Genomic DNA, 23,307 nt, shown 5'->3' on the forward strand with positions numbered 1-23,307 from the left:
AACGACTTTCCAACGGGAGCTAAACATGGCCGAGATCAACCCTGCCCTCGAGACACCGACCGACCTGCCGAGCAACAGCACCAAGTCGGTCGCCGATGCGCTGAACGCCGCGCTCGCCGATTGCTACGCGCTGTATCTCAAGACCAAGAACTTCCACTGGCACATGTCGGGGCCGCATTTCCGCGATTACCACCTGCTGCTCGACGACCAGTCCGCGCAGATCATCGGCGTGACCGACGCGATCGCCGAGCGCGTGCGAAAGACCGGCAACACCACGCTGCGCTCGATCGGGGATATCTCGCGGCACCAGACGATCGCCGACAACGACATGGCGTTCGTCGGCCCGACCGAGATGCTCGCCGAACTGCGCGAGGACAATCTGAAGCTCGTCGAGCAGTTCCGCATCGTCAAGGACGCCGCCGACGCGGCGAAGGACAACGCAACGAGTGGCATCGTCGACGAGTGGACCGACCATGCCGAGGAGCGCGCGTGGTTCCTGTTCGAAGCCAGCCGCAAGGGTTGAGTCGCGCGGACTTCACGATCCTCCCCCGCAAGGGGGAGGTGGCGCGAAACGACGGAGGGGGAGGATACGGAACAGAGGTTTCCCTTACCTCCCCCTCCGTCTGGCAAGGGCCAGCCACCTCCCCCTGGCGGGGGAGGATCGTGAGGCCAGCCCCCGCCGACGACGGTCGGCTAACCGGTAAGCCTCAACGCGCGAAGACGATCGTCGTCGGGACCACCCGACGGCAGTCGTTTCGCATGTGCATCCCTTCGGGCGGCAGGCGCGTTGAACGACGATGCATGCTTTCGCCGCCTTGCTCGATTCACTCACCTACACGCGGTCGCGCAACGCGAAGTTGAAGCTGATCGCGGATTATCTGCGCGCGACGCCTGACCCGGACCGCGGCTGGGCGATGGCGGCGCTGACCGGCGACCTCGACCTCAAGGGCGTGAAGTCTGCGGTGATCCGTGGGCTGATCGAGGAGCGCGTCGATCCGGTGCTGTTCCGGATGAGTCGCGATTATGTCGGCGATACTGCTGAGACGGTGGCGCTGCTCTGGCCTGAGCCGACGGTGCCGGTGGATCCGACGCCGTTGTCGATCACCGATGTCGTCGAGCGGCTGGCGGCGTTGTCGCGTGCCGATGCGCCCGGTGCGCTGGCGGACATGCTCGACCGGTCGGATGCGGAGGAGCGGTTCGCGTTGCTCAAGATGGCGACGGGCGCGTTGCGGATCGGCGTGTCGGCGCGGTTGGCGAAGACTGCGCTGGCGGATGCGTTCGGGCTCGATGTCGATGCGGTCGAGGAGGTGTGGCACGGCCTAGACGCGCCGTATCCGAGCTTGTTCGCCTGGGCGGAGGGCACGGGCGCGCAGCCTACTCCCGCCGACGTGCCCGTGTTCCGGCCGTTCATGCTGGCGCACGGGCTCGAAGACCTTCGCGTCGACCTCGTCGACTATGCCGCGGAGTGGAAATGGGACGGCATCCGCGTCCAGATCGTCCATGTCGGGGGTGAGACGCGCCTCTACAGCCGCACTGGCGACGACGTGACGGGCAGCTTCCCGGAGATTGCCGTCGCGTTCCGGACGCCGGGAACGGTCGACGGCGAACTGCTGGTGAAGGGCGAACATCAGGGCGGGACGCTGGAGGATGGCGGCGGGGCGGCGAGCTTCAACGCGTTGCAGCAGAGGCTTGGGCGCAAGACCGTGTCGGCGAAGATGCTGGCGGACTATCCTGCGTTCGTGCGGCTGTATGATCTGCTGATCGATGGCGAGAAGGATCTGCGTCCGCTACCCTGGACCGAGCGGCGGAAGCGGTTGGAGGCGTTCGTGCCGCAACTCGACTCCGAGCGGTTCGATCTGAGCGTCGTGATCGACGCGGACGACTTCACCGCGCTGGAGGCGATCCGCGCGACCGCGCGCGATTCGGCGATCGAAGGCGTGATGCTCAAGCGCCGTGATTCGCCGTACGTCGGCGGACGTCGCGCCGGGCTCTGGTATAAGTGGAAACGTGATCCGCTGACCGCCGACTGCGTGATGATGTACGCGCAGCGCGGGTCGGGCCGGCGATCGTCCTATTATTCGGACTATACCTTCGGCTGCTGGACCGAAGAGGGCGAACTGCTCCCCGTCGGGAAAGCCTATTCGGGGATTACCGACGAAGAGCTCAAAATGCTCGACAGCTTCGTGCGCAACCATACGCAGAACAGGTTCGGGCCCGTGCGCGAAGTCGAGAAGACGCTGGTACTGGAGATCGCATTCGATTCGCTGCACGAGTCGAAGCGGCACAAATCGGGCGTGGCGATGCGCTTTCCGCGGATCGCGCGGATCAGGACGGACAAGCCCGCAGCGGAGGCGGACCGGATCGAGACGCTCAAGCGGATGATTACGTAATCCGCGCGTCATCGAAGCGGGCGGCGGTGCAGGCTATCGCGCCCGATCTTGATACGCGTAAGGATCGTCCGGTGAAAAGTTCGAAACACCCCCGCACGGTAGCGGCACGACGCTGGCGGCGCGGCGCGTGGGTGACTGGCGTAATATCCGCGATCGTCGTGCTGTTCGTCTACCTCGCGGGCTATTTCGACCGCGATCCGGTGCACGTGTATCCGGCGATCGGCGTCAGCGCGTCGGGACCGCCGCCGATCGCGGTGGTGAATTTTTCAGGCGACATGGGGCTGCGGTTCCTGCTCGGCGCGTCGACCTCGCGGGGGTTGACCGAGCACGGCATCCCCGTGGTCGGTATCACAACACCGGCGTTGTTTGCACATCATCGGACGCGGACGGAACTCGATGCGATCATCGCGGACGGCGTGCGGACGGCGCTGGCGCGGACGGGTGCGAAGCGGATCGTGGTGATGGGGCAGTCCTACGGCGCGGATATCGTCCAGACTGGGCTAGTGAACCTGCCGAAGGACATGCGTGCGCGTGTGGCGGCGATCGTTTTGATCCTGCCCGGCGACATGGTGTTCTACCGCGCCGACCCTTCGGGGCTGCTCTACGATCACGGGACGCCCGACAGCATGGGAGCGACGACCGGCAACCGGCTGACCTGGGCGCCGGTGACGTGCATCTACGGGCTGGAAGAGACCGACAGCCTGTGTCCGCTGCTGACAACTGCGAACGCGCGAAAGGTCGGGATGCCGGGGGGGCATAATATCCATCACGATGCTGATGGGTTGCTCGGGCATGTGCTCGCCGCGATCCGCGTAGTGGCGCCGGGGGCTGGACGGGGGTTCTGAGGAACTCGCCATCTACGAAGCGATCCTCTCCAGAGGCGCGCGCCTGATTCCTTTTGCGAGGATGACGGGGTTCAGATGACGGCGGCTGAAGACAGCGTTCAGGAGGCGGTCGGCGACCCCGCAATGTTCTCCCGCGAAGGCGGGAGTCCAGTCTGGGCTCCCGCCTTCGCGGGAGAACAAGTAGGGGTGCGCTACCAGGGGACCGCAACTCCACAGAGCCTATTGGGGCGTGGCGGCGATCTTGATCTCGAAGAGCGTCGGCCAGTATTTGCCCGTCACGAACAGCCGATCGACTTTCGCATCCCAGGCAATGCCGTTGAGCACGGCCTCCGGGTCGGTCGGGGCGATCTCGGCCACCAGTGGGCGGAGGTCGATCACCGCATCGACCTTGCCAGTCGCAGGGTCGATGCGAACCAGGAAGCCGGTGTGCCATACGTTGGCGAGCAGCGCGCCATGGACATATTCGAGCTCGTTGATGTCTCGCAACGGGCGACCGTCGATCGTCACCGCCACGCGCTTGCGTTCGGCCAGAGTGAGCGGATCGCGGACGATGATGTCGGGGCTGCCATCGGACTGGAGCAGCGAGACACCGTCGCTGGTCAGCCCCCAGCCTTCGCCGGTGTAGCGGTTTTGGCCCTTGGGCTTGAGCGTGCGGACGTCCCAGCGGTGCGCGATACCGTCGTGCCAAGTGAGGCTGACGAGCTGGTCCTTCCACAGCGCGAGGCCTTCGCCGAACTGCGCGGGGTCGATTCGCGCCCTAGCGAGGATCTTGCCGTCCTTGAGCGAGACGCGGCGGACGTCGGATTGCCGCTCCTGCCCCGTGCTCTCGTACAGCGCGCCGTCGTGCCACAGCAGGCCTTCGGTGAATGCCGTGCGATCGTGCGGGTAGCGCGCGACGATCGTTGCCGAGAACACCGGCACGCGGGTCGGCTCGCGCGGAGCTGCGACAGCACCCTGCCCGGCCTGCGCCGCGGACGACAGCGAAGACGATGAAACGAGAACGGCCGGTCCCGCCAAAGCGAAACCGGCCGCAATCATTATCCTACCGAACACGGTACGATCAGCGTTCTGAGTCAGGCAGCTATCAACCGCCTGCGCTCAGGTTCACCGCTGCGTACTTGCCGCGACGATCAACCTCAAGCTCGAACTCGAGCTTGTCGCCCTCGTTCAGCGTCGACATGCCGGCGCGCTCGACGGCCGAGATGTGGACGAATGCGTCAGGCTGTCCGTCGTCGCGCTGAATGAAGCCGAAGCCCTTCATCGCGTTGAAGAACTTGACCGTACCGGTCGCCTTCTCGCCGGTGAGCTGACGCTGGGCGCCACCTGCACCACCGTCACGGTCGCGATCGCCACCACGGGGCGCGCCCGGGCCGGCATCACGGTCACGCGGCGGGCCGCGATCGGTGACGGCCATCGGCTCACCGTCGATCTTCAAGTCGGTTGCCGAGATACGGCCACCGCGGTCGACGAGCGTGAAGCCGAGCGGCTGACCCTCGGCGAGAGCGACCATGCCGGCCTGCTCGACGGCGCTGATGTGGACGAAAACGTCCTCGCCGCCGTCATCGCGAACGACGAAGCCGAAGCCCTTCTGCGCGTTGAAGAACTTTACGACGCCCGTGCCTTCGCCGACCACCTGGGGAGGCATGCCGCGACCACCGCCGCCGCCGCCACCGCCCGAGAAGCCGCCGCCACCGCCGCCGCCGCGGTAACCACCGCCGCCGCCGCCGCTGCCGCCACCGAAGCTGCTGCCGCCGCCGTAGCTGCTGCCACCGCCGCCACCGTAGCTCGAGCCACCGCCGCCGCCATAGCTGCTACCGCCGCCGCCGCCGAACCGATCGCCGCCACCGCCAAAGCTGCTGCCGCCGCCGAACTCGTTGTCGCCGCCGCCGAAGCTGTCGCGCTTGTCGCGGCCACGCCCGCCACGGTTCCCGCGGCCACCTTTATCGAAACCCATAAGCTCTGTTCGTCTTCCCGGTTCGCCCGCAAATTTCTCAAAACCCTTGTGCCGGACGACGAACGCAGGTTTTCCAGCGCGAAACCTTTTGCGCCTTGAGGGGACCCTTAGCGCAAAATACAAGCCGTCGCGAATAGATTCTGATCCCGGGCCGCGCGATTTGGATCGATACTGGCGCAAGTGTCGCTCGCCAGCCACGACTCGTCGCATCGTCATGCGCAAAGCCATCTTGTCGCCTGATTTGGATCGGTGACGCAGATAGAGGCATTGAGCGTTCAGCTTCGGGCGGCTACGGCCGGCGCATGACAGTTCATCTCCACGAAGGCGACATTCCCGCCGACCTGTTCGCGGCCGGCGCCGCGATCGCCGTCGATACCGAGACGATGGGGCTGATCACGCCTCGCGACCGGTTGTGCCTGGTCCAGCTTTCCGATGGCGGCCCCGACGAGCACCTCGTCCGATTCGCCGCGGGTGCCGGCTACGATGCACCAAACCTGAAGGCGCTGCTGGCCGATCCGGCGCGGGTGAAGCTCTATCATTTCGGCCGGTTCGATATCGCCGCGGTCCAATATTATCTCGGCGTCGTCGCGGCACCGGTATACTGCACCAAGATCGCCTCGCGGCTGGTGCGGACCTACACTGATCGTCACGGCCTCAAGGAAATCGTCCGTGAACTGCTCGGCCAGGATATCTCCAAGCAGCAGCAGTCGTCGGACTGGGGCAGCCCCGAACTGTCCGAGGCGCAGAAGGATTACGCGGCGTCGGACGTGCGCTTTCTCCACCGGCTGCGCACCGAGCTCGACAAGCGGCTGATTCGCGAAGGCCGGATGGAGCTCGCCCAGGCCTGCTTCGACTTCCTGCCGACTCGTGCCGCGCTCGACATCGCCGGCTGGCCCGAAATCGACATTTTCGCGCACGCATGATCGAAGTTCCGCCGCCCTCCCCCGTCGCCCGTCGCGTCCGTAGCGCGCGCCAGGACTGGGCCGCGCCCGGTGGCAGCCACGATCGGTTCGTGGCTATCGCGCGCGTCGGCCTGCCGACCGCGATCGGCGTGCTGGCGGCGTTCCTGGTGATGGCGCCACTGACCGCGGGTGGCGACGTGTCGTTCCTGCTCGACAAGAACAAGGTCGACGTCGCGCAGGAGCGGATGAAGACGCAGGCGGCGCGCTATCGCGGCGAGGATACGAAGGGCCAGGCGTTCACGCTCGACGCCGCCTCGGCGATCCAGAAAAGCTCGGCCGAGCCGATCGTCCAGCTCAATCAGCTCGCCGCGCAGATCCAGCTGACCGACGGCCCCGCCAATATCAAGGCGAACACCGGTCGCTACGACATGGACACCGAGAAGGTGCAGTTGTTCGGTCCGCTGAACGCCACCGCAGCAGGTGGCTACGACCTGAAGACCACCAACGCGACGATCGACATGAAGGCGCGCACGCTCGAAAGCGGCGGGGCGGCGACCGGCACCGTCCAGCAGGGGACGTTCAGCGCGAACAAGCTGCGTGCGAACCTGGAAGAGCGGACCGTGACGCTCGATGGCAATGCGCGCTTGCGGATCATCCCCAGAGGGCCGAAATAACCGTCATGCGCGCCCCTCACTTATTTGCAGCCTTGTCTGCCATCCTGCTCTCCACGACCGCGGTCGCGCAGCAGTCGCACAATTCCAACGCTCCGATCGATTTCGGCGCGGATCATATCGAGCTCCAGGACAAAGCGAACCGCGCCATCCTGTCGGGCAACGTCGCGGTCAAGCAGGCCGAGATGACGCTGAACTCGGCGCGGATGACGGTGGCGTATACCGGCCAGGTGATCGGCGGTAACCCGCAGGTCTCGCGGCTCGACGCGTCGGGCGGCGTGATCGTCAAGCGTCCGGACCAGACCGCACGCAGCCAGTACGCGATCTACGATCTCAATCGACGAGTCATCACGATGCTTGGTGCGGTCACGCTGACGCAGGCGGGCAACACCGTGAACGGCGGTCGCCTGACGATGAACCTCGACACCGGGCGTTCGGTCATCGACGGCTCGTCGGTCGCGGGCGGCAGCGCGGGCGCTTCGGCAGCGAGCGGTGGCACCGTCACGCAGACGGGCGGTCGCGTGACCGGCACCTTCTCGGTCCCCAAGCGCAACTGACGCCTGTGCGTGCGGCGGGGGCTTCCCTCGGCGACCACGCTCATGCATGTTTCCTGCCAGCCCGCGACTGCGTAAAGCGTTCGGCAATCTTTCTTTGCGAGGCCTGATCCCATGGACGCCACCACGCTGCCCCCGATCGAGAAGGTGGAGCCGATCTCCGAGCCGCCGGTGAACAACGGGCTGCAGGTCGTCTCGATCGCCAAGTCCTATGACAAGCGCGTCGTGCTGACCGACGTGTCGGTGTCGGTCGGGCGTGGCGAGGTCGTCGGGCTGCTCGGGCCCAACGGCGCGGGCAAGACGACGTGTTTCTATTCGGTGATGGGTCTGGTGAAGCCCGATTCGGGCCGCATCATGCTCGACGGCGAGGACATCACGAGGCTGCCGATGTACCGGCGCGCGATCCTCGGCCTCGGCTATCTGCCGCAGGAGACGTCGATCTTCCGCGGGCTGACGATCGAGAAGAACATCCTGACCGTGCTCGAACTGTCCGAGCCGGACAAGGCGGCGCGCCAGCGGAAGCTCGATACCCTGTTGGAAGAGTTCGGCCTGACACGTCTCCGTGCCGCGCCGGCGATGGCGCTCTCGGGCGGCGAGCGGCGGCGTGCGGAAATCGCCCGGGCGCTCGCGGCGGATCCGTCGATCATGCTGCTCGACGAACCGTTCGCGGGGATCGACCCGATCTCGATCGCCGACATCCGCGATCTGGTGAAGGACCTCAAGCGCCGCGATATCGGCGTGCTGATCACCGACCACAACGTCCGCGAGACGCTGGAGATCGTCGATCGCGCGTACATCATCTATGACGGCCGGGTGCTGTTCTCCGGCTCGCCCGAGGAACTGGTCGCGGATGCGAACGTCCGGCGCCTGTACCTCGGCGAAGGCTTCTCGCTTTAAGCCGATGGATACGCCCCTTTCTCCGTTCGCCCTGAGCGAAGTCGAAGGGCTGCCGCGCGAGCCGGTGCTTCGACTTCGCTCAGCACGAATGGACGGGGTGGCATGAGCCTTGCCCCTCGCCTGGATATCCGCCAGTCGCAATCGCTGGTGATGACCCCGCAGCTCCAGCAGGCGATCAAGCTGCTAGCGCTGTCGAACCTGGAGATCGAGGGGTTCATCGCCGAGGAAGTCGAGCGCAACCCGTTGCTCGAAGCCAGCGCCGCCGAGGATGGCGACGCGCCCGACCGCGAGCCCGCCGCCGAAGTCCGCGACGAACGCGTCGCCGCCGATGAACTGGTCACGGGCACCGGTAGCGGCGACGAACCGACGCTCGACGTCGACTACGCCACCGAAAGCCACCAGCAGGACAGCGTCGCAGATGGCGGCAGCGGGATGGACGGCGCGCTGTCGATGACCGGCGCGAGCGCGGGGGGAGCGGGCGGCGAGGACGCCCCCGATCTGGACGCGTTCGCGGATACCAGCCTCAGCCTCGCGGATCATCTGCTCGCACAGGCTGGCCCGGCGATCCCGCACGAAGACGCGTTCATTGCCGCGCATCTGATCGATCAGATCGACGAGGCGGGCTATCTCACCGTGTCGCTGCTCGACATCGCCAATCGGCTCGGCGTACCGCTGGTCCGCGTCGAGGCCGTGCTGGCGACGATCCAGACCTTCGACCCGACCGGTGTCGGCGCGCGCGACCTTTCGGAATGCCTCGCATTGCAGGCGCGCGAGGCGGACCGTTACGATCCGTGCATGGCGCGGTTGATCGACAACCTCGACCTGCTTGCGCGCGGCGAACTGTCTCGGTTGAAGCGGATGTGCGACGTCGACGACGAGGACATGGCGGACATGATCCGGGAATTGCGTGGCTATGATCCTAAGCCGGGGTGTCGCTATGGCGGCGAACCGGCGCAGTCGGTGACGCCCGACCTGTTCGTCGCGCGTACGAAAGCTGGCTGGGCGATCGAGATCAACGCCACCACGCTGCCGCGCGTGCTGGTCAATCGCAGCTATTACACCGAATTGTCGGGCGGGCAGCAGGACAAGGCGTCGAAGGCGTGGCTGTCGGACTGCCTCGCCAGCGCGAACTGGCTGGTGAAGGCGCTCGACCAGCGCCAGCGGACGATCATCAAGGTCGCGACCGAGATCGTGAAGCAGCAGGAGGCGTTCTTCCTTAAGGGCGTCGCGCACTTGCGGCCCCTGACGCTGCGTCAGGTCGCCGACGCAATCGAGATGCACGAATCGACCGTCAGCCGCGTGACGAGCAACAAATACGTCTCGTGCGCGCGCGGGCTGTACGAGCTGAAATATTTCTTCACGAGCGCGATCCAGTCGGCGGACGGCGGCGAGGCGGTGTCGGCGCAGGCGGTGAAGGCGGCGATCCGCGCGCTGATCGACACCGAGGGCGCGAAGATCTTGTCAGATGACACGCTGGTCGACCTGCTCAATGCCAAAGGCTTCGATATCGCGCGCAGGACCGTCGCAAAGTATCGCGAAGCATTGGGAATCGGCAGTTCCGTACAACGCCGCCGCGCCCGTACATTAGAGGGCGCCGGCTAAGCTTGCCTTTCCTCGCGATAGGCCTAGCGTCGGGCCTGTCATCTCGGGGGGGCCCAGAACGATGTACGACCAAGCCATTCGCGACTCAGGCGCTACGGCCGCCGAACCAAGCATATTGCAGGCGACAGAGCCCGATGGTGCCCCACGTCTCGCTGTGCTCGACATCCTCCGCGGGATCGCGATCCTCGGCATCTTGTTCATGAACATCAACGACGTGGGCGGTTCGCTCTGGGCGTCGTTCGACGATATCCGGCATCTTGGCTGGCCCCCGGCCGACCAGGTCGCCTGGTGGTTGCGCGAAGTGATCGCGAACGGAACCGCGCGCTGCATGCTCGAACTGTTGTTCGGCGCGGGAATGGTGATCCTGACCGATCGCGCCGCGCGCAGCCTGGGCAAGCGCGTCGTGATGAAGCGCTATTACCTCCGCAACCTGCTGCTGTTCGGGTTCGGCGTCGTCCACGTCTTCATCCTGTTGTGGCCCGGCGACATCCTCCACACCTACGCGATCGCCGCGATGGTCGCATTCCTGTTCCGACGCATGCGACCGCGCTGGCTGATCACGATCGGGCTGGTCGCGGCCGTGGCGCAACTCGGAGGCGCAGGCTATTTCGCCTATTACCAGACGCTGCAGGAGCAAACGCGAGTCGCCGAAATCGGCGCCGCGCGCGCCGCGGGTCGACCGGTCAGCGGGGACGATCGAAAACTGCTTGCCAAGGTCGCGACCGGCAACGCCAAGCGCGCGAAGAGCAAGGCCGAGGCCCGCGCCAAGATCGTTGCCGAGGACAAGGCGCGTACCAGCAGTTTCGCGACATGGGCGGCGATGCAGTGGAGCATCACGGTCTATCTCGAGACCCACGGGTTCGAACTGCTGTTCGTCTGGGAAGCCGCCAGCGTGATGCTGATCGGCGCCGCGCTCTACAAGCTCGGTATCCTGCAAGGCGCGCGATCGCGCGGCTTCTACCTGCGCATGACGCTGATCGCCTACGCGGTCGCCATCCCGCTGCGGATCGTCGGCGCGATCTAGCAGACGCGGTTCGACGATGCGCCGAAGACGATGTGGGCCACCGTCGAAGTCGCGCGCGAGGCGATGACGATCGGCCACGTCGGCGCGGTGTGCCTGCTGCTCGGCACCGGGTTCGGCGCCACGCTGTTGCGGCCGTTCATCGCGGCCGGGCGGACCGCGCTGTCGATCTACATCCTGCAGACGATCGTCTGCCTGTGGATCCTGTTCCCGCCGTTCGGCCTTGCCCTGTACGGCACGCTCGGCTGGGCCGGGCTCATGGCGACCGCGCTGGCGATCAACATCGCGTTGTTGCTGCTCGCCAACGCCTATGTGCGGCGGTTCGACATCGCCCCGGTGGAGTGGGCGTGGCGCTCGCTGGTGGAGGGACGCGCGCTGCCGTGGCGCAAAGCGACGTTGCCGCCCTTCTCCGGAGAATTACGCCCGGCGTGAGGTCCGAGGGCTTAGTCGTCCTCGTCCTCGAACCCCACCAGCGCGAGCGCGCGCGCCTTGATCTGGCGGGTCATGCACCAGTGGACCAGCGCGTCCTCGCGGCCGTGCGTGACCCAGACCTCGCGGGGCGCGATCTCGGTCAGCGTGGCGATGAGTTCGTCCCAGTCGGCGTGATCGCTAAGAATCAGCGGCAGTTCGACGTTCTTCTGGCGCGCACGGCCGCGGACGCGCATCCAGCCGCTCGCCATCGCGGTGATCGGGTCAGGCAGCCGCCGCGACCAACGATCGTTGAGCGCGCCGGGCGGGCACATCACGACATGTCCCGCCATGTCCACCTTCTTCGCGTCGGCGACGGGGAGGAGTTCGCCCAGCCTGACGCCGTGCTCCGCATACAGGTCGCACAGCCGTTGCAGCGCGCCGTGGATGTAGATCGGTGCCTCATGTCCGCGTTCGCGCAGTTCGGCGATCACGCGCTGCGCCTTGCCGAGCGCATAGGCGCCGACGACGACGCAGCGATCGGGGTTGGCGTGCAGCGCTGCGATCAGCTTGTCGATCTCGTCGCCGGTATCGGGATGGCGGAAGACCGGCAGGCCGAACGTCGCTTCGGTGATGAAGACATCGCATTTGACGGGTTCGAACGGGGTGCAGGTCGGGTCCGCGCGGCGCTTGTAATCGCCCGAGACGACGATCCGCTCGCCGCGATAGTCGAGCACGATCTGCGCGGAGCCGAGCACGTGGCCGGCGGGGACGAAGCCGATGTCTATTTCACCCATCCGGATCGTCTCGCCATATGCGACCGGGTTGCCGGCTTGCGGGCCGTAGCGCGCGTCCATGATCGCCAGCGTCTCCGGTGTCGCCCAGACCGCCTCGTGACCACCCCGCGCATGATCGGCGTGGCCATGCGTGACGAGCGCCTTCGCGGTCGGGATCGAGGGATCGATCCACGCGTCGATCGGCCTGACAAGGATGCCGTGCGGGTGCGGTTCGAGCCAGTCGCCGAGTTTTGCCATGGAGGTAATACGCGCGAACCGGACGAGCGGTGCCAGCATTGTCGCGCGCGCCGTGTCGGGTACGATGGCCGCATATACCGGGGGGATGTCGAATGAACGATCCGATGAAAGAGCCGGTCGACCGACGAAGCGCGCCTGCGCGGGTAGGCGTCTCCGCGCTCAACCTGATACTTCCCGGACTTGGACTGATCCGACTCGGCAATTGGCGCGGCGCGCTGTTTTTCGTGGCGCCGGTCGCGTTGGGCGCGCTCATCACATTCGGGTTCGGGCACCTGCCTGTGACCGGTTTCGGTACGGCGGTAGCTGCGCTCGCCTTGGTCACCGCGTTGCTGGCCGCGATGTACATCGCGCCGATCCTGCTTACATGGCGTCGGAGCCGACACCGTATCGCTTCGCGCTGGTGGTCGCGCTGGTATGCGCTGGTGCCGATGACAATGGTCGTGCTTGGCCTTCTTCAGGGCCTGACGCCACTGATGCACCATTTCTACAAGCCGTTCTACACTCCATCCGACGGCATGGCGCCGACGATCGGCAGGGGTGACAAGTTCGTCGTCGACATGCGCCGGCGTGCACCGCCGATGCTGGGCGACGTGGTCGTCTTCCAGGCGACCGACAGCGTTCGCATCAATCGGGTCGCGGCAATCGCCGGGGACAGGATCGCGATGCGCGCGGGCCTGCCGATCGTGAATGGGGTCGCGGCCGCCCAGCACATCTTACGCAAGATGGTGGTCGACGATTTCGACGGCCGACATCCCGCGACGATCCTGACGGAGCGCCTGCCGGGAGAGCGCTCCAGCCATCGCATACTCGACACAGATACGTCGCTGTTCGACGACACGCGCCAGGTCACCGTCCCGCCAGGCCATGTCTTCGTCCTGGGCGACAACCGCGATCGCTCGGCGGACAGCCGCGTGTCGCCCGATCAACTCGGCGTCGGGATGGTGCCGACGACGGCGATCATCGGCCGTGCGATGTACATTCACTGGAGCAGCAATCGCGCTAAAATTGGCGATCGGCTCGACCGCTAGAGAGTTGTTGCCGGTCTTGGACCCGCATTTCCAAGGGAGGCGATTGCGGCGGCAAGGATCGCGGAGTTCGGCGTGGAGCGCCGGATCAGCGCCGGCGCCCGATCTTTATCGTCGCGACGATCGCGTCCATCTGCGCCGCGGCGACCGCCTGGGTCGGTGCGTTGCGTGCCGGCACTGCCGCCGCCTTGACCGCGTAGGTAACGCGGTCGATCGCATAGCACGTGCCGTCGACGACGGTGCGCAGGTTCGTTGCGTCGACCTGCTGACTCATGCCCGCGTCGCCATTGGCATATACAGTCCAGCGGTGACCGCCGAGCATCCGGTTGGGCAGGCGCCGACCGCTTCCCGACTTCAGCCCCGCAGTGCCGCAGGTCGCGACGACCGCGGCGCTGCGGCTGAAACCGACCTGCACCATTTCTGTGACCTGGCCCTGGCCGTCGCTCGGCTTGGCGACCTGCCAGAAGCGGACGATGCCGACGCCGCGACCGACCGGGCTGCCGTCCCACACCTGGCGCCAACCCGGGTTCATCAATGCGCGTCCGGCGAAGTTGCGCGTCGGGGTCAGCGCCGACGGATAGGATAGCCGGACCATGCCGCCGGCCCCGAGGAAGGACTTGGTCGCGGCGCTGGCGTTGGCGAAGGGGAGAAAAGCGAGCAGTGGCAGTGGCAGCAAAAAGCGAAGAAGCGTCACCGATCGTCTTTCATATAGAGAGGCTTGGCAGTGTGCCAGCCGTTTGCGCCGCGTCCATAGCGGTGCGGCGCAACGCCCCCATATGACGATGATGCGTGAACAGGCCGTGAGCGACCTCCCCCCTCCCCTCGAAAACTGGTTCGCGTCGCGCGGGTGGCGGCCGCGTCGGCATCAGCTGGAGATGCTGGCGGAAGGCCGTGCTGGGCATCATGCGCTGCTGGTGGCGGCGACCGGGGCGGGGAAGACGCTCGCCGGGTTCCTGCCGACGCTTGCCGAACTGATCGAGGCGCCGACTAGCGGGCTTCACACGCTCTACGTCTCGCCGCTGAAGGCTCTCGCGGTCGACGTGCAGCGCAACCTGCTGACGCCGATCGACGAGATGGGCGTCGATATCCGGGTCGAGACGCGCACCGGCGATACGCCGTCGGACCGCAAGGCACGGCAGCGGATCAAGCCGCCGCAGATTCTCCTGACGACCCCGGAGTCTCTGTCGCTGTTGCTGAGCTATCCCGACAGCATCACGATGTTCGAGAACCTCCGCACGATCGTGGTCGACGAGGTGCACGCGTTCGCGACCGGAAAGCGCGGCGACTTGCTCTCGCTCTGCATGGCGCGGTTGCAGACGATCTCGCCGGGGATGCGCCGCGTTGCGCTGTCGGCGACGGTCGCGGATGCCGATGGCTATCGCGCGTGGCTCGCGCCCGACGGCGATATCGACCAGGTCGCGATGGTCCGCGGCGAGCCCGGCGCGGATCCCAACATCGCGATCCTGCTGCCCGAGGGCCGCGTGCCGTGGTCGGGGCATTCGGGTCGCTATGCCGCCGCGCAGGTGATGGCCGAGATCGAAGCGCACGAGACCTCGATCGTGTTCTGCAACACGCGCAGCCTAGCCGAGCTTATCTTCCAGGATCTGTGGAAGGTGAACTCGGGCAACCTCCCGATCGGCGTCCATCACGGCAGCTTGGCCAAGGAGGCGCGTCGAAAAGTCGAGAACGCGATGGCAGAGGGCAAACTGCGTGCGCTGGTCGCGACGTCTAGCCTCGATCTCGGGGTCGACTGGGGCAATGTCGATTGCGTGATCCAGATGGGCGCGCCGAAAGGGTCGTCGCGGCTGTTGCAGCGGATCGGTCGCGCCAACCACCGGCTCGACGAGTCGTCGCAGGCGATCGTTGTGCCGGGCAACCGCTTCGAATATCTCGAGGCACGCGCGGCGCTCGACGCGGTCGAGGCGGGCGAACTCGATGCGGACATCTTCCGCGTCGGTGCGCTCGACGTGCTGGCGCAGCATGTGATGGCGTGTGCGTGCGCGGCCCCGTTCCACGAAGCTGCGTTGCTCGACGAGATCCGCTCAGCCCTCCCTTATTCCGCGCTACCGACCGAGACGTTCGAGCGCGTGCTCCATTTCATCAGCGACGGCGGCTATTCGCTGAAGGCGTATGATCGGTTCAAGCGGCTGACAAAGGACGCGGACGGGACGTGGCGAGTCAGCCACCCCAAATTTATCGGCCAACACCGCCTGAACGCGGGGATCATCGTCGAGGCGACGATGCTCAACGTGCGGTTCGGCAATGGCCGCGTGCTGGGTCGCGTCGAGGAGGCGTTCGCGGCGCAGTTGAGCCACGGCGACACGTTCTTCTTCGCCGGGCTCAGCCTGGAGGTGATGAAGATCGACCTCGAGGACCTCGTCGTCCGCGCGACGTCGAAGCCGGCGCGGATCCCGACCTATGGCGGCAGCCGGATGCCGCTGTCGACCAACCTCGCCGATCGCGTTCGCGGGTTCCTCGCGCATCCCGGTGAGTGGGCGCGCTTCCCCGACGACGTTCGGGAATGGCTGGAGATGCAGGCGTATCGGTCGGTGATGCCCGAGCCTGGCCAGCTGCTGATCGAGACGTTCCCGCGCGAGGGGCGGCATTACATGGTCGCGTACAGCTTCGAGGGGTGGAACGCGCACCAGTCGCTCGGCATGCTGATCACGCGGCGGATGGAGACGCAGGGGCTGAAACCGCTCGGTTTCGTCGCCAATGATTACGCGCTGGCGGTGTACGGGCTGGAGAAGATTACGGACCCCGCCGCGTTGTTCTCGGCGGATATCCTCGAGCATGAGTTCGTCGAATGGGTGCAGCAATCGCACCTGTTGAAGCGGGCGTTTCGCGAGGTGGCGGTGATCGGCGGGCTGGTCGAGCGCCAGCATCCGGGCAAGCGCAAGACGGGCAAGCAGGTGACGTTCTCGACCGATCTGATCTACGACGTGCTGCGCAAGTACGAGCCTACGCATCTGTTGCTGGAGGCGGCGTGGGCGGATGCGCGCGCGCGGATGACCGATGTCGGGCGGCTTGCATCGCTGCTCGACCGCGCGGCGGCGACGATGGTGCATGTCGATCTGGAGCGCGTGACGCCGCTCGCGGTACCGGTACTGACGCTGATCGGGCGCGAGAAAATCTCGACCAACAGTTCGGACGATGCGTTGTTGATCGAGGCGGAGGCGATGATCGCCGACGCGATGCGGCCGGATTGAAAGTCGCCCTCCCCCCACCCAAACACACCACCCCGGCGGAGGCCGGGGCCCAGTTGGGGAACGCTGCTAACGAAGGGCGGCTTGCAGTTATTGCCACCTTTCCAACTGGGCCCCGGCCTCCGCCGGGGTGGTGCAGTTTGTAGCAGCGTTCTTCCCTAACTACGGTAGTTGCGCGTGCGCGAAATCAGGTGCAGCATGCGCAGGTGGCTAGTCCCTCTACTGCTAGCCATTGCCGCCCAGGCTAGCGCTCAGGACGCGGCCTCTCCACGCCCCAATGCTGCACCTTCGCCCAGCGCAGCATCGGCAGCAGAACCCGACCCCGCCACGCTTTTGTTCGGCGACGACCAAGTCCGCATGACGGTGCCGGTCACGATCGCTGGCGCAGGACCGTTCGCGTTCATCGTCGATACTGGCGCCCAGCGGACCGTGATTTCCCGTGAACTCGCGGCCACGCTCGGGCTTGCGCCTGGCCGCATTGTCCGCGTGACCGGCATGACCGGCTCGGACAGCATCGGCACCGTCATGATTCCCTCGCTCAAGGTGAGCGTCATCGGCAGCGCCGCGATCGAGGCGCCGGCGATCAGCGCGATCAATCTCGGCGCGCGCGGGCTGCTCGGGATCGATGCGTTGCAGGCGCACGCGGTCGGCATCGATTTCGACGCCAAGACGATGACCGTCACGCCATCGCACAAACGGCAGAGCCGCGAGCGCGCAGGCCCCGACGAAATCGTCATCCGGGCCCGCAGCCTGTTCGGGCAGCTCGTCGTCACCGACGCCTATTGCAACGGCATCCGAATCCGCGTGATCCTCGACACCGGTACATCGATCAGCATGGCCAACGGCGCGCTCCGCCGCAGGGTGACGCGCAAGGGACTGGGCAGCGCGGGGTCATCACAGCCCGTGTCGCTGACCGGCGTCACCGGCGAGACCGTGGTTGCCGACTATACGACGATCGACCGCGTCACGATCGGCAGCCTGACGCTCGGCGACCTGCCCGTGGCGTTCACTGCGATCGATGCACCGCCGTTCCGGCTGTTCGGTCTTGCCGAGCGTCCCGCGATGCTGCTCGGGATGGACGTGCTGCAACTGTTCCGCCGCGTCGACATCGATTTTGCCAACCGCGAGGTGCGGCTCACCTTGCCACGCGAGACGCGCCGTCGTGGCGAGCTGCGCCGCTGAGGTTGCGTCCGCGGGCGTTCGCTGCAACTCTCCCGCCTGAAACGAAAAAGGGGACGACGATGCGCGCGACTGGCTGGCTACTCACGGCGGCAATCCTGACGACCCCCGTGACAACGGCGCTCTCCGCTCAGGCGCAATCGCGACCCGACCAGAAGGCGTTTCTCGGGCTCTACAAAGAGCTGGTCGAGACCAACACGACGCTGTCCGCTGGCAGCTGTACGCAGGCGGCGGCGCAGATCGGTGCGCGGCTAAAGACCGCGGGTTATGCGGATGCCGACATCACCTATTTCTCGGTGCCCGAGCACCCGAAGGACGGCGGGCTGGTCGCGGTGCTGAAGGGTTCGGACGCGTCGATCAAGCCGATGCTGCTGCTCGCGCATCTCGACGTGGTCGAGGCCAAGCGCGAGGATTGGGCGCGCGATCCGTTCAAGCTGATCGAGGAAGGCGGCTATTATTACGCGCGCGGCACCGTCGACGACAAGGCTCAGGCGGCGATCTGGTCCGACGCGATGATCCGCTTCAAGACGAGCGGGTACAAGCCGAAGCGGACGATCAAGCTCGCGCTGACCTGCGGCGAAGAGACGACGTTCGCGTGGAACGGCGCGCAGTATCTCGCGAAGTCGAGGCCCGACCTGATCGCAGCCGAGTTCGCGCTGAACGAGGGCGGCGGCGGGCGGCTGGACGACAACGGCAAGCGCCAGTTGCTCGCGATCCAGGTCGGCGAGAAGGCCGCGCAGAACTATACGTTCCTGGCGACCAACCCGGGCGGGCACAGCTCGCAGCCGATCCCGGAGAACGCGATCTACGAGCTCGCCGACGCGGTGAAGGCGGTACAGGGCTACGAGTTTCCGGTGAAGTTCACCGACACGACCAAGGCGTTCTTTGCGGCGAGTGCGAAGGCGATGCCGGGCGAGATGGGAGATGCGATCACGCGGTTGCTCGCCAACCCCGAGGACAAGGCGGCGGATGCGATCGTCAGCCGCGACAAGGCGATGCACTCGACCTTGCGGACGACGTGTGTGGCGACGCTGCTGAGCGCGGGGCATGCCGAGAACGCGTTGCCGCAGCGCGCGACCGCGAACATCAATTGCCGGATCTTTCCCGGGGAGACGGTCGATGGCACGCTCGCCAAGCTGAAGGAACTTGCGGGGGCGAAGGTGACCGTGACGGCGAACCAGCCGGTGCGGCCAACTGCGATCCCGCCGGCCCTCGATCCGAAGATCATGGGGCCGGTGACCAAGATCGCGGCGAAGCACTTTCCGGGGCTGCCGATCCTGCCGCTGATGTCGACCGGGGCGACGGACGGCATCTTCTTCGAAGCGATCGGGATCCCGGTTTATGGGGCGCCGGGGGTGTTCATCGACAAGGACATGGGCGGCATCCACGGCCTTAACGAACGGATCCGCGTAACGTCGCTCTACGACGGCCGCGACTACCTCTTCGACTTGGTAAAGGCGTTCGCTGGGTGAGTGCCACGTGCCTCGCCCCTCCGGGGAGAGGGAGGGAGGAGCCGAAGGCGGCGGAAGGGAGAGGGGCGTGAGGCTCGAGACGGTGCATCCCAACACCCCTCTCCCTTCCCACGGCAAGCGCCGCGGGCCCCTTCCCTCTCCCCGAAGGGGCGAGGGAGCACGCGCTTCCCGCTTCGAAACCGTCCGCCCCACTCTCGGCTTACACTGTGACCTGTTCGCCTAGTTCGAGCACCTTGCCGGGGGGAATCTTCAGGAAGTCCGTCGGGTCGCTCGCATTCCGCTGTAGGAACAGGAAGATCCGGTCCTGCCAAGGCGGCATGCCCTTTTCCGCGTCGGGTTTCAGCGTGTTGCGGCCGATGAAGAACGAGGTGCGCATCGGGTCGAGCCCGAGCTGCTCGGTCTTGTTGCCGACGCCGAGATCGCGGGGCACGTCGGGGGATTCCATGAAGCCGTAGGTCAGCACGACGATCGAGAAATTGTCGTCGACGCGTTCCACCTTCGCGCGCGACGCTTCGTCGACGAATGGACGGTCGGCGGTGCGGATGCTGACGATCAGGTTGCGCTCGTGGAGCACCTTGTTGTGCTTGAGATTATGCAGCAGCGCGCCCGGCGTCGCGTGCGGGTTGCCGGTCAGGAACACCGCGGTCCCGGACACGCGCTCGGGCGGACGCTTCTCCAGCGCCGAGGCGAGATCGCTGAGCGGGATGCTCTGACGCTTTTCGAACGCGCTGACGATCTTCTTGCCGCGCACCCAGGTGAAGATGATGAGCCCGATCGCAGCGGCGATGACGAGCGGTACCCAGCCCCCCTCGATCACGCGGAGGATGTTCGCGCCGAAGAAGATCAGGTCGAGCGTCAGGAACGGCAGGATCGCCGCCAGCGCGAGTGGGCGCGACCAGTTCCAGCGGTGGCGGACGACGATGTAGGCCAACAAGGTGGTGACGACCATCGTGCCGGTCACTGCGATGCCGTATGCGGCCGCCATCGCCGACGACGTCTTGAACTGGATCACCAGCACCAGCACGCCGATCAGCAACAGCCAGTTGATCGCCGGCAGATAGATCTGGCCGGCGAACACCGCGGAGGTCTGGCGGATGCGCAGGCGCGGGAGCAGGCCGAGCTGGATCGCCTGCTGCGTCAGCGAGAATGCGCCGGTGATGACCGCCTGGCTGGCGATGACGGTCGCGAAGCCGGCGAGGATGATCAGCGCGGGACGGAGCGATTCGGGCGCCATCAGGAAGAACCAGTCCTGATTGACGAACGGCACGCCGCGCGCCGCCGCATCCTCGAGCCGCGACAAGGCGAATGCGCCCTGCCCCAGGTAATTGAGCGCGAGCGCCGGGAACACGAGGAAGAACCAGCCGATGCGGATCGGCAGCTTGCCGAAATGGCCCATGTCGGCTGTGAGCGCTTCGGCGCCGGTGACGGTCAGGAACACCGCACCGAGCACGAACAGGCCGGTGACGCCGTGCGTGGCGAGGAACGAGATGCCGTAGGTCGGCAGGAACACGCGGACGATCGAGGGCTCGTCGGCGATGTGCCAGATGCCGAGCGCGCCGATCGCGACGAACCAGAGGATGCAGACCGGGCCGAACAGCTTCGATACCTGCGCCGTGCCGCGCGACTGGATCAGGAACAGCCCGATCAGGATGGCGATCGTCAGCGCACGGACGACGCCTTCGTTGAAGATGTGCGCGGCGCTCGGGATCGTCCGCAGGCCTTCCATCGCGGACAGCACCGACAGCGCCGGCGTGATGATCGCATCGCCGTAGAACAGCGATGCGCCCGCCGCGCCGAGCACGATCGCGATCCGCGACCGCATGCCGAGCGCGCGACGGGCGAGCGCCGCGAGCGCCAGCACGCCGCCCTCGCCCTGGTTGTCGGCGCGCATCAGGAAGATGACGTATTTGACGGTGACGACGAGGAACAGCGACCAGAGCGCGAGGCTGAGCACGCCGAGAATCTCGGTGGGATCGATGCCGCCCGCGGACGTCTGGCCGAGTGCCTCGCGGAACGCGTAGAGCGGGCTGGTGCCGATATCGCCGAACACCACGCCGATCGCGCCGACGGTCAAGGCGGCGAGCGCGGGGTGCGGATGCAGATGCGCCGCCGACAGATCGCCAGGCGTTTCCGGTACAGCGGCAGTTTGGGGTGTTCCGGCGACGGACGTCATGGCGCGAAGAGCGCTCCTCCTGAGGGGACGGCGCGCTTTACGCCGATTGAGGGCATGCGCAACCCCCACCCGGTTCGCGACGATGGCGGCTTGATTCGGTGCGGCGGGGGCGGCATGGCGGGCGGATGGTTCCCTTTTCGTTCGGCGGGCATGCGCTTCTGGCGTTGGCGCAAGGCGCGCTGTTCTGGCCGGAGCGGCGTGCGCTGCTGGTCGCCGACCTGCATTTCGAGAAGGCGAGCTGGTTCGCGAAACGCGGCCAGATGCTGCCGCCGTATGATTCGATCGCGACGCTGGCCGATCTCACCGCGCTGGTCGCTGCGACCGGCGCGTGCGAAGTATGGTGTCTTGGCGACAGTTTCCACGACAGCGACGGGTGCGAGCGGTTGCCGCAGCGTGCGCAGGACATGCTGCGGGCGATGACCGACGGGACGCGCTGGACGTGGATCACGGGCAATCACGATCCGGCGATCCTCGATCGGTGTGGCGGGGAGGTGGTGGACGAAGTCGTCGTCGACGGGCTGGTACTGCGGCATGAAGCTGACCGGGCGGAAACGCGGCCGGAACTGTCGGGGCATTTCCATCCGAAGCTTCGGCTAAGGGTACGGGGGAAGCAGGTGGCGCGGCGGTGTTTCGTGGCAACTGCGACGAAGCTGATCCTGCCGGCGTTCGGGTCGCTGACGGGCGGGTTGGACGTGGACCATCCGGAGATCGTGCGCGCGGTCGGGGTTGGCGCGGAGGCTATGGTGCCGGTGGCGGACCGGATGCTGCGGTTTCCGGTTGCGGCCTGAGGTTTGTCGCTGGTCAGGTAGACAAGTAAATAGCACCACCCCGGCGAAGGCCGGGGCCCAATTGCGGGCGGCGTATAACGAAGGTTCGTCCGTCGTTACTGCAACCTTTCCAATTGGGCCCCGGCCTTCGCCGGGGTGGAACGCCCTTACGGTAGGTGCAGCCTCAGCTAGAAATCGTCGGGAACGCCGCGCGGAAGGCGGCTACCTTCGGCTTGTCCCACATGACGACATACGGATGCGTCGGGTTCCGGTCGTAGAAATTCTGGTGATACGCCTCGGCCGGATAGAACGTCCCGTTCTCCAGCTTCGTCACGATCGGCCCGGAAAACGCATGCGTAGCGCCGAGTTGCGCGATGTATGCGCGCGCCACCTGCGCCTGCGCGGGCGACTGCGGGAAGATCGCCGAACGATAGCTGGTGCCGCTGTCCGGTCCCTGGCGGTTTAGCGTCGTCGGATCATGCGCGATCGAGAAGTATACCCGGAGCAGCGTCCCGTAGCTCACGACGCGGGGATCGTAAGCGATCTTGATCGCTTCGGCATGCTTGGTCGTCTCGGCGGAGACTTGGTCGTAGGTCGCGGTCGCCTTGGTGCCGCCGGCATAGCCGGTCGTGACCGCCTTTACGCCCTTCACATGCTCGAACACCGCTTCCATGGTCCAGAAGCAGCCGCCCGCTAGCACCGCGGTCTGGATGCCGGGCGCTGCGGGAAGGTCGGTCTTGACGGCGGGGATGACGACGGCGCGGGCGCCTTGCGCGGTGCCGGTGGCAATAAACGCACCGGCGATACCGATGGCGGTGAGCGTGGCGAGAAGCGGCTTTTTCATGTTTTGATACATGGGGTTGCCGCTCGTCTTCGCTAGGCCATCGTCGCTGTTATCGCGCAGTGGCGGAGACGTTGTGCTCGAAATGGCTGGCGAAGGTCTGGCGGGCTTCGGCGGGTTGCAGTGCGAGCAAGCCGATGGCGCCGAGGACGAAACCGCCGCTGAACTGCCAGAAGAAACTCGACTTTACGATGCTGCGCATGATGCGATCCCAATGAAACCCAGTGATGGCGCCGACCGGATAGGTCAGCGTCAGTTACGAACCGGCATGTCGTAGAGATGCCGGCCAACCACAATGTCGTTTTTAGAAACTCTCGATTAACGCGCCGTGGCCGATGCGTTCATCGTGCAGCAGGCATCGCCCGG

At 66.2% G+C, this 23,307-nt stretch carries 22 protein-coding genes; 15 read left to right on the plus strand and 7 right to left on the minus strand.

Features of this window, described 5'->3' with window-relative positions; translation table 11 throughout:
* Positions 1–25 precede the first annotated feature (25 nt).
* The 3 genes from AC1MH0_RS09615 to AC1MH0_RS09625 all read left to right on the plus strand — a co-directional run bounded on the left by AC1MH0_RS09615 (position 26) and on the right by AC1MH0_RS09625 (position 3,235).
* Positions 26–523: a Dps family protein gene (locus tag AC1MH0_RS09615; RefSeq protein WP_480962599.1), complete on the plus strand. Its 498-nt coding sequence runs from the start codon at positions 26–28 to the stop codon at positions 521–523.
* 274 nt (positions 524–797) lie between these two features.
* Complete coding sequence (locus tag AC1MH0_RS09620) at positions 798–2,390, plus strand: cisplatin damage response ATP-dependent DNA ligase (protein ID WP_480962600.1); 1,593 nt, start codon at positions 798–800, stop codon at positions 2,388–2,390.
* Between the two features lie 71 nt (positions 2,391–2,461).
* On the plus strand, positions 2,462–3,235 hold the full coding sequence (locus AC1MH0_RS09625) for an AcvB/VirJ family lysyl-phosphatidylglycerol hydrolase (RefSeq protein WP_480962601.1): 774 nt from the start codon (positions 2,462–2,464) through the stop codon (positions 3,233–3,235).
* Between the two features lie 219 nt (positions 3,236–3,454).
* Here AC1MH0_RS09625 and AC1MH0_RS09630 read toward each other — a convergent pair whose 3' ends face one another.
* Entirely contained in the window at positions 3,455–4,288 is an 834-nt protein-coding gene (locus AC1MH0_RS09630; protein ID WP_480962602.1) for a glutaminyl-peptide cyclotransferase, read from the minus strand.
* Between the two features lie 31 nt (positions 4,289–4,319).
* Positions 4,320–5,189, minus strand: coding sequence for a cold-shock protein (locus AC1MH0_RS09635; RefSeq protein ID WP_056490084.1), 870 nt, complete (start codon positions 5,187–5,189; stop codon positions 4,320–4,322).
* Between the two features lie 302 nt (positions 5,190–5,491).
* On the opposite strand from AC1MH0_RS09635, the gene AC1MH0_RS09640 reads away from it, so the two are divergent.
* The 7 genes from AC1MH0_RS09640 (at position 5,492) to AC1MH0_RS09670 (ending at position 11,268) form a co-directional block, all read left to right on the plus strand.
* Entirely contained in the window at positions 5,492–6,112 is a 621-nt protein-coding gene (locus AC1MH0_RS09640; protein ID WP_056063589.1) for a ribonuclease D, read from the plus strand.
* Positions 6,109–6,765 (plus strand): LPS export ABC transporter periplasmic protein LptC, encoded by a 657-nt coding sequence (gene lptC, locus AC1MH0_RS09645; RefSeq protein WP_480962603.1) that lies wholly within the window; start codon positions 6,109–6,111, stop codon positions 6,763–6,765. Before AC1MH0_RS09640 ends, lptC begins: the two co-directional genes overlap by 4 nt.
* Before the next feature lie 5 nt (positions 6,766–6,770).
* Complete coding sequence (locus tag AC1MH0_RS09650; RefSeq protein ID WP_480962604.1) at positions 6,771–7,319, plus strand: LptA/OstA family protein; 549 nt, start codon at positions 6,771–6,773, stop codon at positions 7,317–7,319.
* A gap of 111 nt (positions 7,320–7,430) precedes the next feature.
* Complete coding sequence (lptB, locus tag AC1MH0_RS09655) at positions 7,431–8,213, plus strand: LPS export ABC transporter ATP-binding protein (protein WP_480962605.1); 783 nt, start codon at positions 7,431–7,433, stop codon at positions 8,211–8,213.
* A 102-nt stretch (positions 8,214–8,315) separates the two neighbouring features.
* Positions 8,316–9,815 (plus strand): RNA polymerase factor sigma-54, encoded by a 1,500-nt coding sequence (rpoN, locus tag AC1MH0_RS09660; RefSeq protein WP_480962606.1) that lies wholly within the window; start codon positions 8,316–8,318, stop codon positions 9,813–9,815.
* Between the two features lie 61 nt (positions 9,816–9,876).
* On the plus strand, positions 9,877–10,839 hold the full coding sequence (locus AC1MH0_RS09665) for a DUF418 domain-containing protein (protein ID WP_480962607.1): 963 nt from the start codon (positions 9,877–9,879) through the stop codon (positions 10,837–10,839).
* Positions 10,840–10,869: 30 nt separating this feature from the next.
* The gene (locus tag AC1MH0_RS09670; RefSeq protein WP_480962608.1) at positions 10,870–11,268 is read left to right on the plus strand and encodes a DUF418 domain-containing protein; all 399 of its coding nucleotides are present in this window, start codon (positions 10,870–10,872) and stop codon (positions 11,266–11,268) included.
* 11 nt (positions 11,269–11,279) lie between these two features.
* Here AC1MH0_RS09670 and AC1MH0_RS09675 read toward each other — a convergent pair whose 3' ends face one another.
* Positions 11,280–12,278, minus strand: coding sequence for a ligase-associated DNA damage response exonuclease (locus tag AC1MH0_RS09675; protein WP_480965718.1), 999 nt, complete (start codon positions 12,276–12,278; stop codon positions 11,280–11,282).
* 92 nt (positions 12,279–12,370) lie between these two features.
* Between AC1MH0_RS09675 and lepB the strand changes: the two genes are divergently transcribed.
* Positions 12,371–13,306 (plus strand): signal peptidase I, encoded by a 936-nt coding sequence (gene lepB, locus AC1MH0_RS09680; protein WP_480962609.1) that lies wholly within the window; start codon positions 12,371–12,373, stop codon positions 13,304–13,306.
* 85 nt (positions 13,307–13,391) lie between these two features.
* Here the strand turns inward: lepB and AC1MH0_RS09685 are convergent, their stop codons facing one another.
* On the minus strand, positions 13,392–13,997 hold the full coding sequence (locus AC1MH0_RS09685; RefSeq protein WP_480962610.1) for a hypothetical protein: 606 nt from the start codon (positions 13,995–13,997) through the stop codon (positions 13,392–13,394).
* 82 nt (positions 13,998–14,079) lie between these two features.
* Here AC1MH0_RS09685 and AC1MH0_RS09690 point away from each other — a divergent pair, with 82 nt between their 5' ends.
* The 3 genes from AC1MH0_RS09690 to AC1MH0_RS09700 all read left to right on the plus strand — a co-directional run bounded on the left by AC1MH0_RS09690 (position 14,080) and on the right by AC1MH0_RS09700 (position 19,160).
* Positions 14,080–16,512: a ligase-associated DNA damage response DEXH box helicase gene (locus tag AC1MH0_RS09690; RefSeq protein WP_480962611.1), complete on the plus strand. Its 2,433-nt coding sequence runs from the start codon at positions 14,080–14,082 to the stop codon at positions 16,510–16,512.
* Positions 16,513–16,866: 354 nt separating this feature from the next.
* A complete protein-coding gene (locus AC1MH0_RS09695) occupies positions 16,867–17,691 on the plus strand; it encodes a retroviral-like aspartic protease family protein (RefSeq protein ID WP_480962612.1) in 825 nt (274 codons plus the stop codon).
* 59 nt (positions 17,692–17,750) lie between these two features.
* The gene (locus tag AC1MH0_RS09700; RefSeq protein ID WP_480962613.1) at positions 17,751–19,160 is read left to right on the plus strand and encodes a M20/M25/M40 family metallo-hydrolase; all 1,410 of its coding nucleotides are present in this window, start codon (positions 17,751–17,753) and stop codon (positions 19,158–19,160) included.
* Positions 19,161–19,359: 199 nt separating this feature from the next.
* Here the strand turns inward: AC1MH0_RS09700 and AC1MH0_RS09705 are convergent, their stop codons facing one another.
* Complete coding sequence (locus tag AC1MH0_RS09705; RefSeq protein WP_480962614.1) at positions 19,360–21,333, minus strand: potassium transporter Kup; 1,974 nt, start codon at positions 21,331–21,333, stop codon at positions 19,360–19,362.
* A gap of 125 nt (positions 21,334–21,458) precedes the next feature.
* Between AC1MH0_RS09705 and pdeM the strand changes: the two genes are divergently transcribed.
* The gene (gene pdeM / locus AC1MH0_RS09710; protein ID WP_480962615.1) at positions 21,459–22,121 is read left to right on the plus strand and encodes a ligase-associated DNA damage response endonuclease PdeM; all 663 of its coding nucleotides are present in this window, start codon (positions 21,459–21,461) and stop codon (positions 22,119–22,121) included.
* 163 nt (positions 22,122–22,284) lie between these two features.
* Here the strand turns inward: pdeM and msrA are convergent, their stop codons facing one another.
* Complete coding sequence (gene msrA, locus AC1MH0_RS09715) at positions 22,285–22,944, minus strand: peptide-methionine (S)-S-oxide reductase MsrA (protein WP_480962616.1); 660 nt, start codon at positions 22,942–22,944, stop codon at positions 22,285–22,287.
* 49 nt (positions 22,945–22,993) lie between these two features.
* Complete coding sequence (locus AC1MH0_RS09720; protein WP_480962617.1) at positions 22,994–23,143, minus strand: hypothetical protein; 150 nt, start codon at positions 23,141–23,143, stop codon at positions 22,994–22,996.
* Between the last annotated feature and the right edge of the window lie 164 nt (positions 23,144–23,307).

The organism is Sphingomonas sp. AP28 (assembly GCF_056680455.1).

What these genes read in the sequence shown, in the direction of transcription:
- msrA (WP_480962616.1), bottom strand. Translation starts at nt 22,944, where the DNA reads ATGAAAAAGCCGCTTCTCGCCACGCTCACCGCCATCGGTATCGCCGGT.
- pdeM (WP_480962615.1), top strand. Translation starts at nt 21,459, where the DNA reads ATGGTTCCCTTTTCGTTCGGCGGGCATGCGCTTCTGGCGTTGGCGCAA.
- AC1MH0_RS09705 (WP_480962614.1), bottom strand. Translation starts at nt 21,333, where the DNA reads ATGACGTCCGTCGCCGGAACACCCCAAACTGCCGCTGTACCGGAAACG.
- AC1MH0_RS09640 (WP_056063589.1), top strand. Translation starts at nt 5,492, where the DNA reads ATGACAGTTCATCTCCACGAAGGCGACATTCCCGCCGACCTGTTCGCG.
- AC1MH0_RS09695 (WP_480962612.1), top strand. Translation starts at nt 16,867, where the DNA reads ATGACGGTGCCGGTCACGATCGCTGGCGCAGGACCGTTCGCGTTCATC.
- AC1MH0_RS09635 (WP_056490084.1), bottom strand. Translation starts at nt 5,189, where the DNA reads ATGGGTTTCGATAAAGGTGGCCGCGGGAACCGTGGCGGGCGTGGCCGC.
- AC1MH0_RS09620 (WP_480962600.1), top strand. Translation starts at nt 798, where the DNA reads ATGCATGCTTTCGCCGCCTTGCTCGATTCACTCACCTACACGCGGTCG.
- AC1MH0_RS09650 (WP_480962604.1), top strand. Translation starts at nt 6,771, where the DNA reads ATGCGCGCCCCTCACTTATTTGCAGCCTTGTCTGCCATCCTGCTCTCC.
- AC1MH0_RS09675 (WP_480965718.1), bottom strand. Translation starts at nt 12,278, where the DNA reads ATGGCAAAACTCGGCGACTGGCTCGAACCGCACCCGCACGGCATCCTT.
- rpoN (WP_480962606.1), top strand. Translation starts at nt 8,316, where the DNA reads ATGAGCCTTGCCCCTCGCCTGGATATCCGCCAGTCGCAATCGCTGGTG.
- lepB (WP_480962609.1), top strand. Translation starts at nt 12,371, where the DNA reads ATGAACGATCCGATGAAAGAGCCGGTCGACCGACGAAGCGCGCCTGCG.
- AC1MH0_RS09670 (WP_480962608.1), top strand. Translation starts at nt 10,870, where the DNA reads ATGTGGGCCACCGTCGAAGTCGCGCGCGAGGCGATGACGATCGGCCAC.
- AC1MH0_RS09615 (WP_480962599.1), top strand. Translation starts at nt 26, where the DNA reads ATGGCCGAGATCAACCCTGCCCTCGAGACACCGACCGACCTGCCGAGC.
- lptB (WP_480962605.1), top strand. Translation starts at nt 7,431, where the DNA reads ATGGACGCCACCACGCTGCCCCCGATCGAGAAGGTGGAGCCGATCTCC.
- AC1MH0_RS09665 (WP_480962607.1), top strand. Translation starts at nt 9,877, where the DNA reads ATGTACGACCAAGCCATTCGCGACTCAGGCGCTACGGCCGCCGAACCA.
- AC1MH0_RS09690 (WP_480962611.1), top strand. Translation starts at nt 14,080, where the DNA reads ATGACGATGATGCGTGAACAGGCCGTGAGCGACCTCCCCCCTCCCCTC.
- AC1MH0_RS09720 (WP_480962617.1), bottom strand. Translation starts at nt 23,143, where the DNA reads ATGCGCAGCATCGTAAAGTCGAGTTTCTTCTGGCAGTTCAGCGGCGGT.
- AC1MH0_RS09700 (WP_480962613.1), top strand. Translation starts at nt 17,751, where the DNA reads ATGCGCGCGACTGGCTGGCTACTCACGGCGGCAATCCTGACGACCCCC.
- lptC (WP_480962603.1), top strand. Translation starts at nt 6,109, where the DNA reads ATGATCGAAGTTCCGCCGCCCTCCCCCGTCGCCCGTCGCGTCCGTAGC.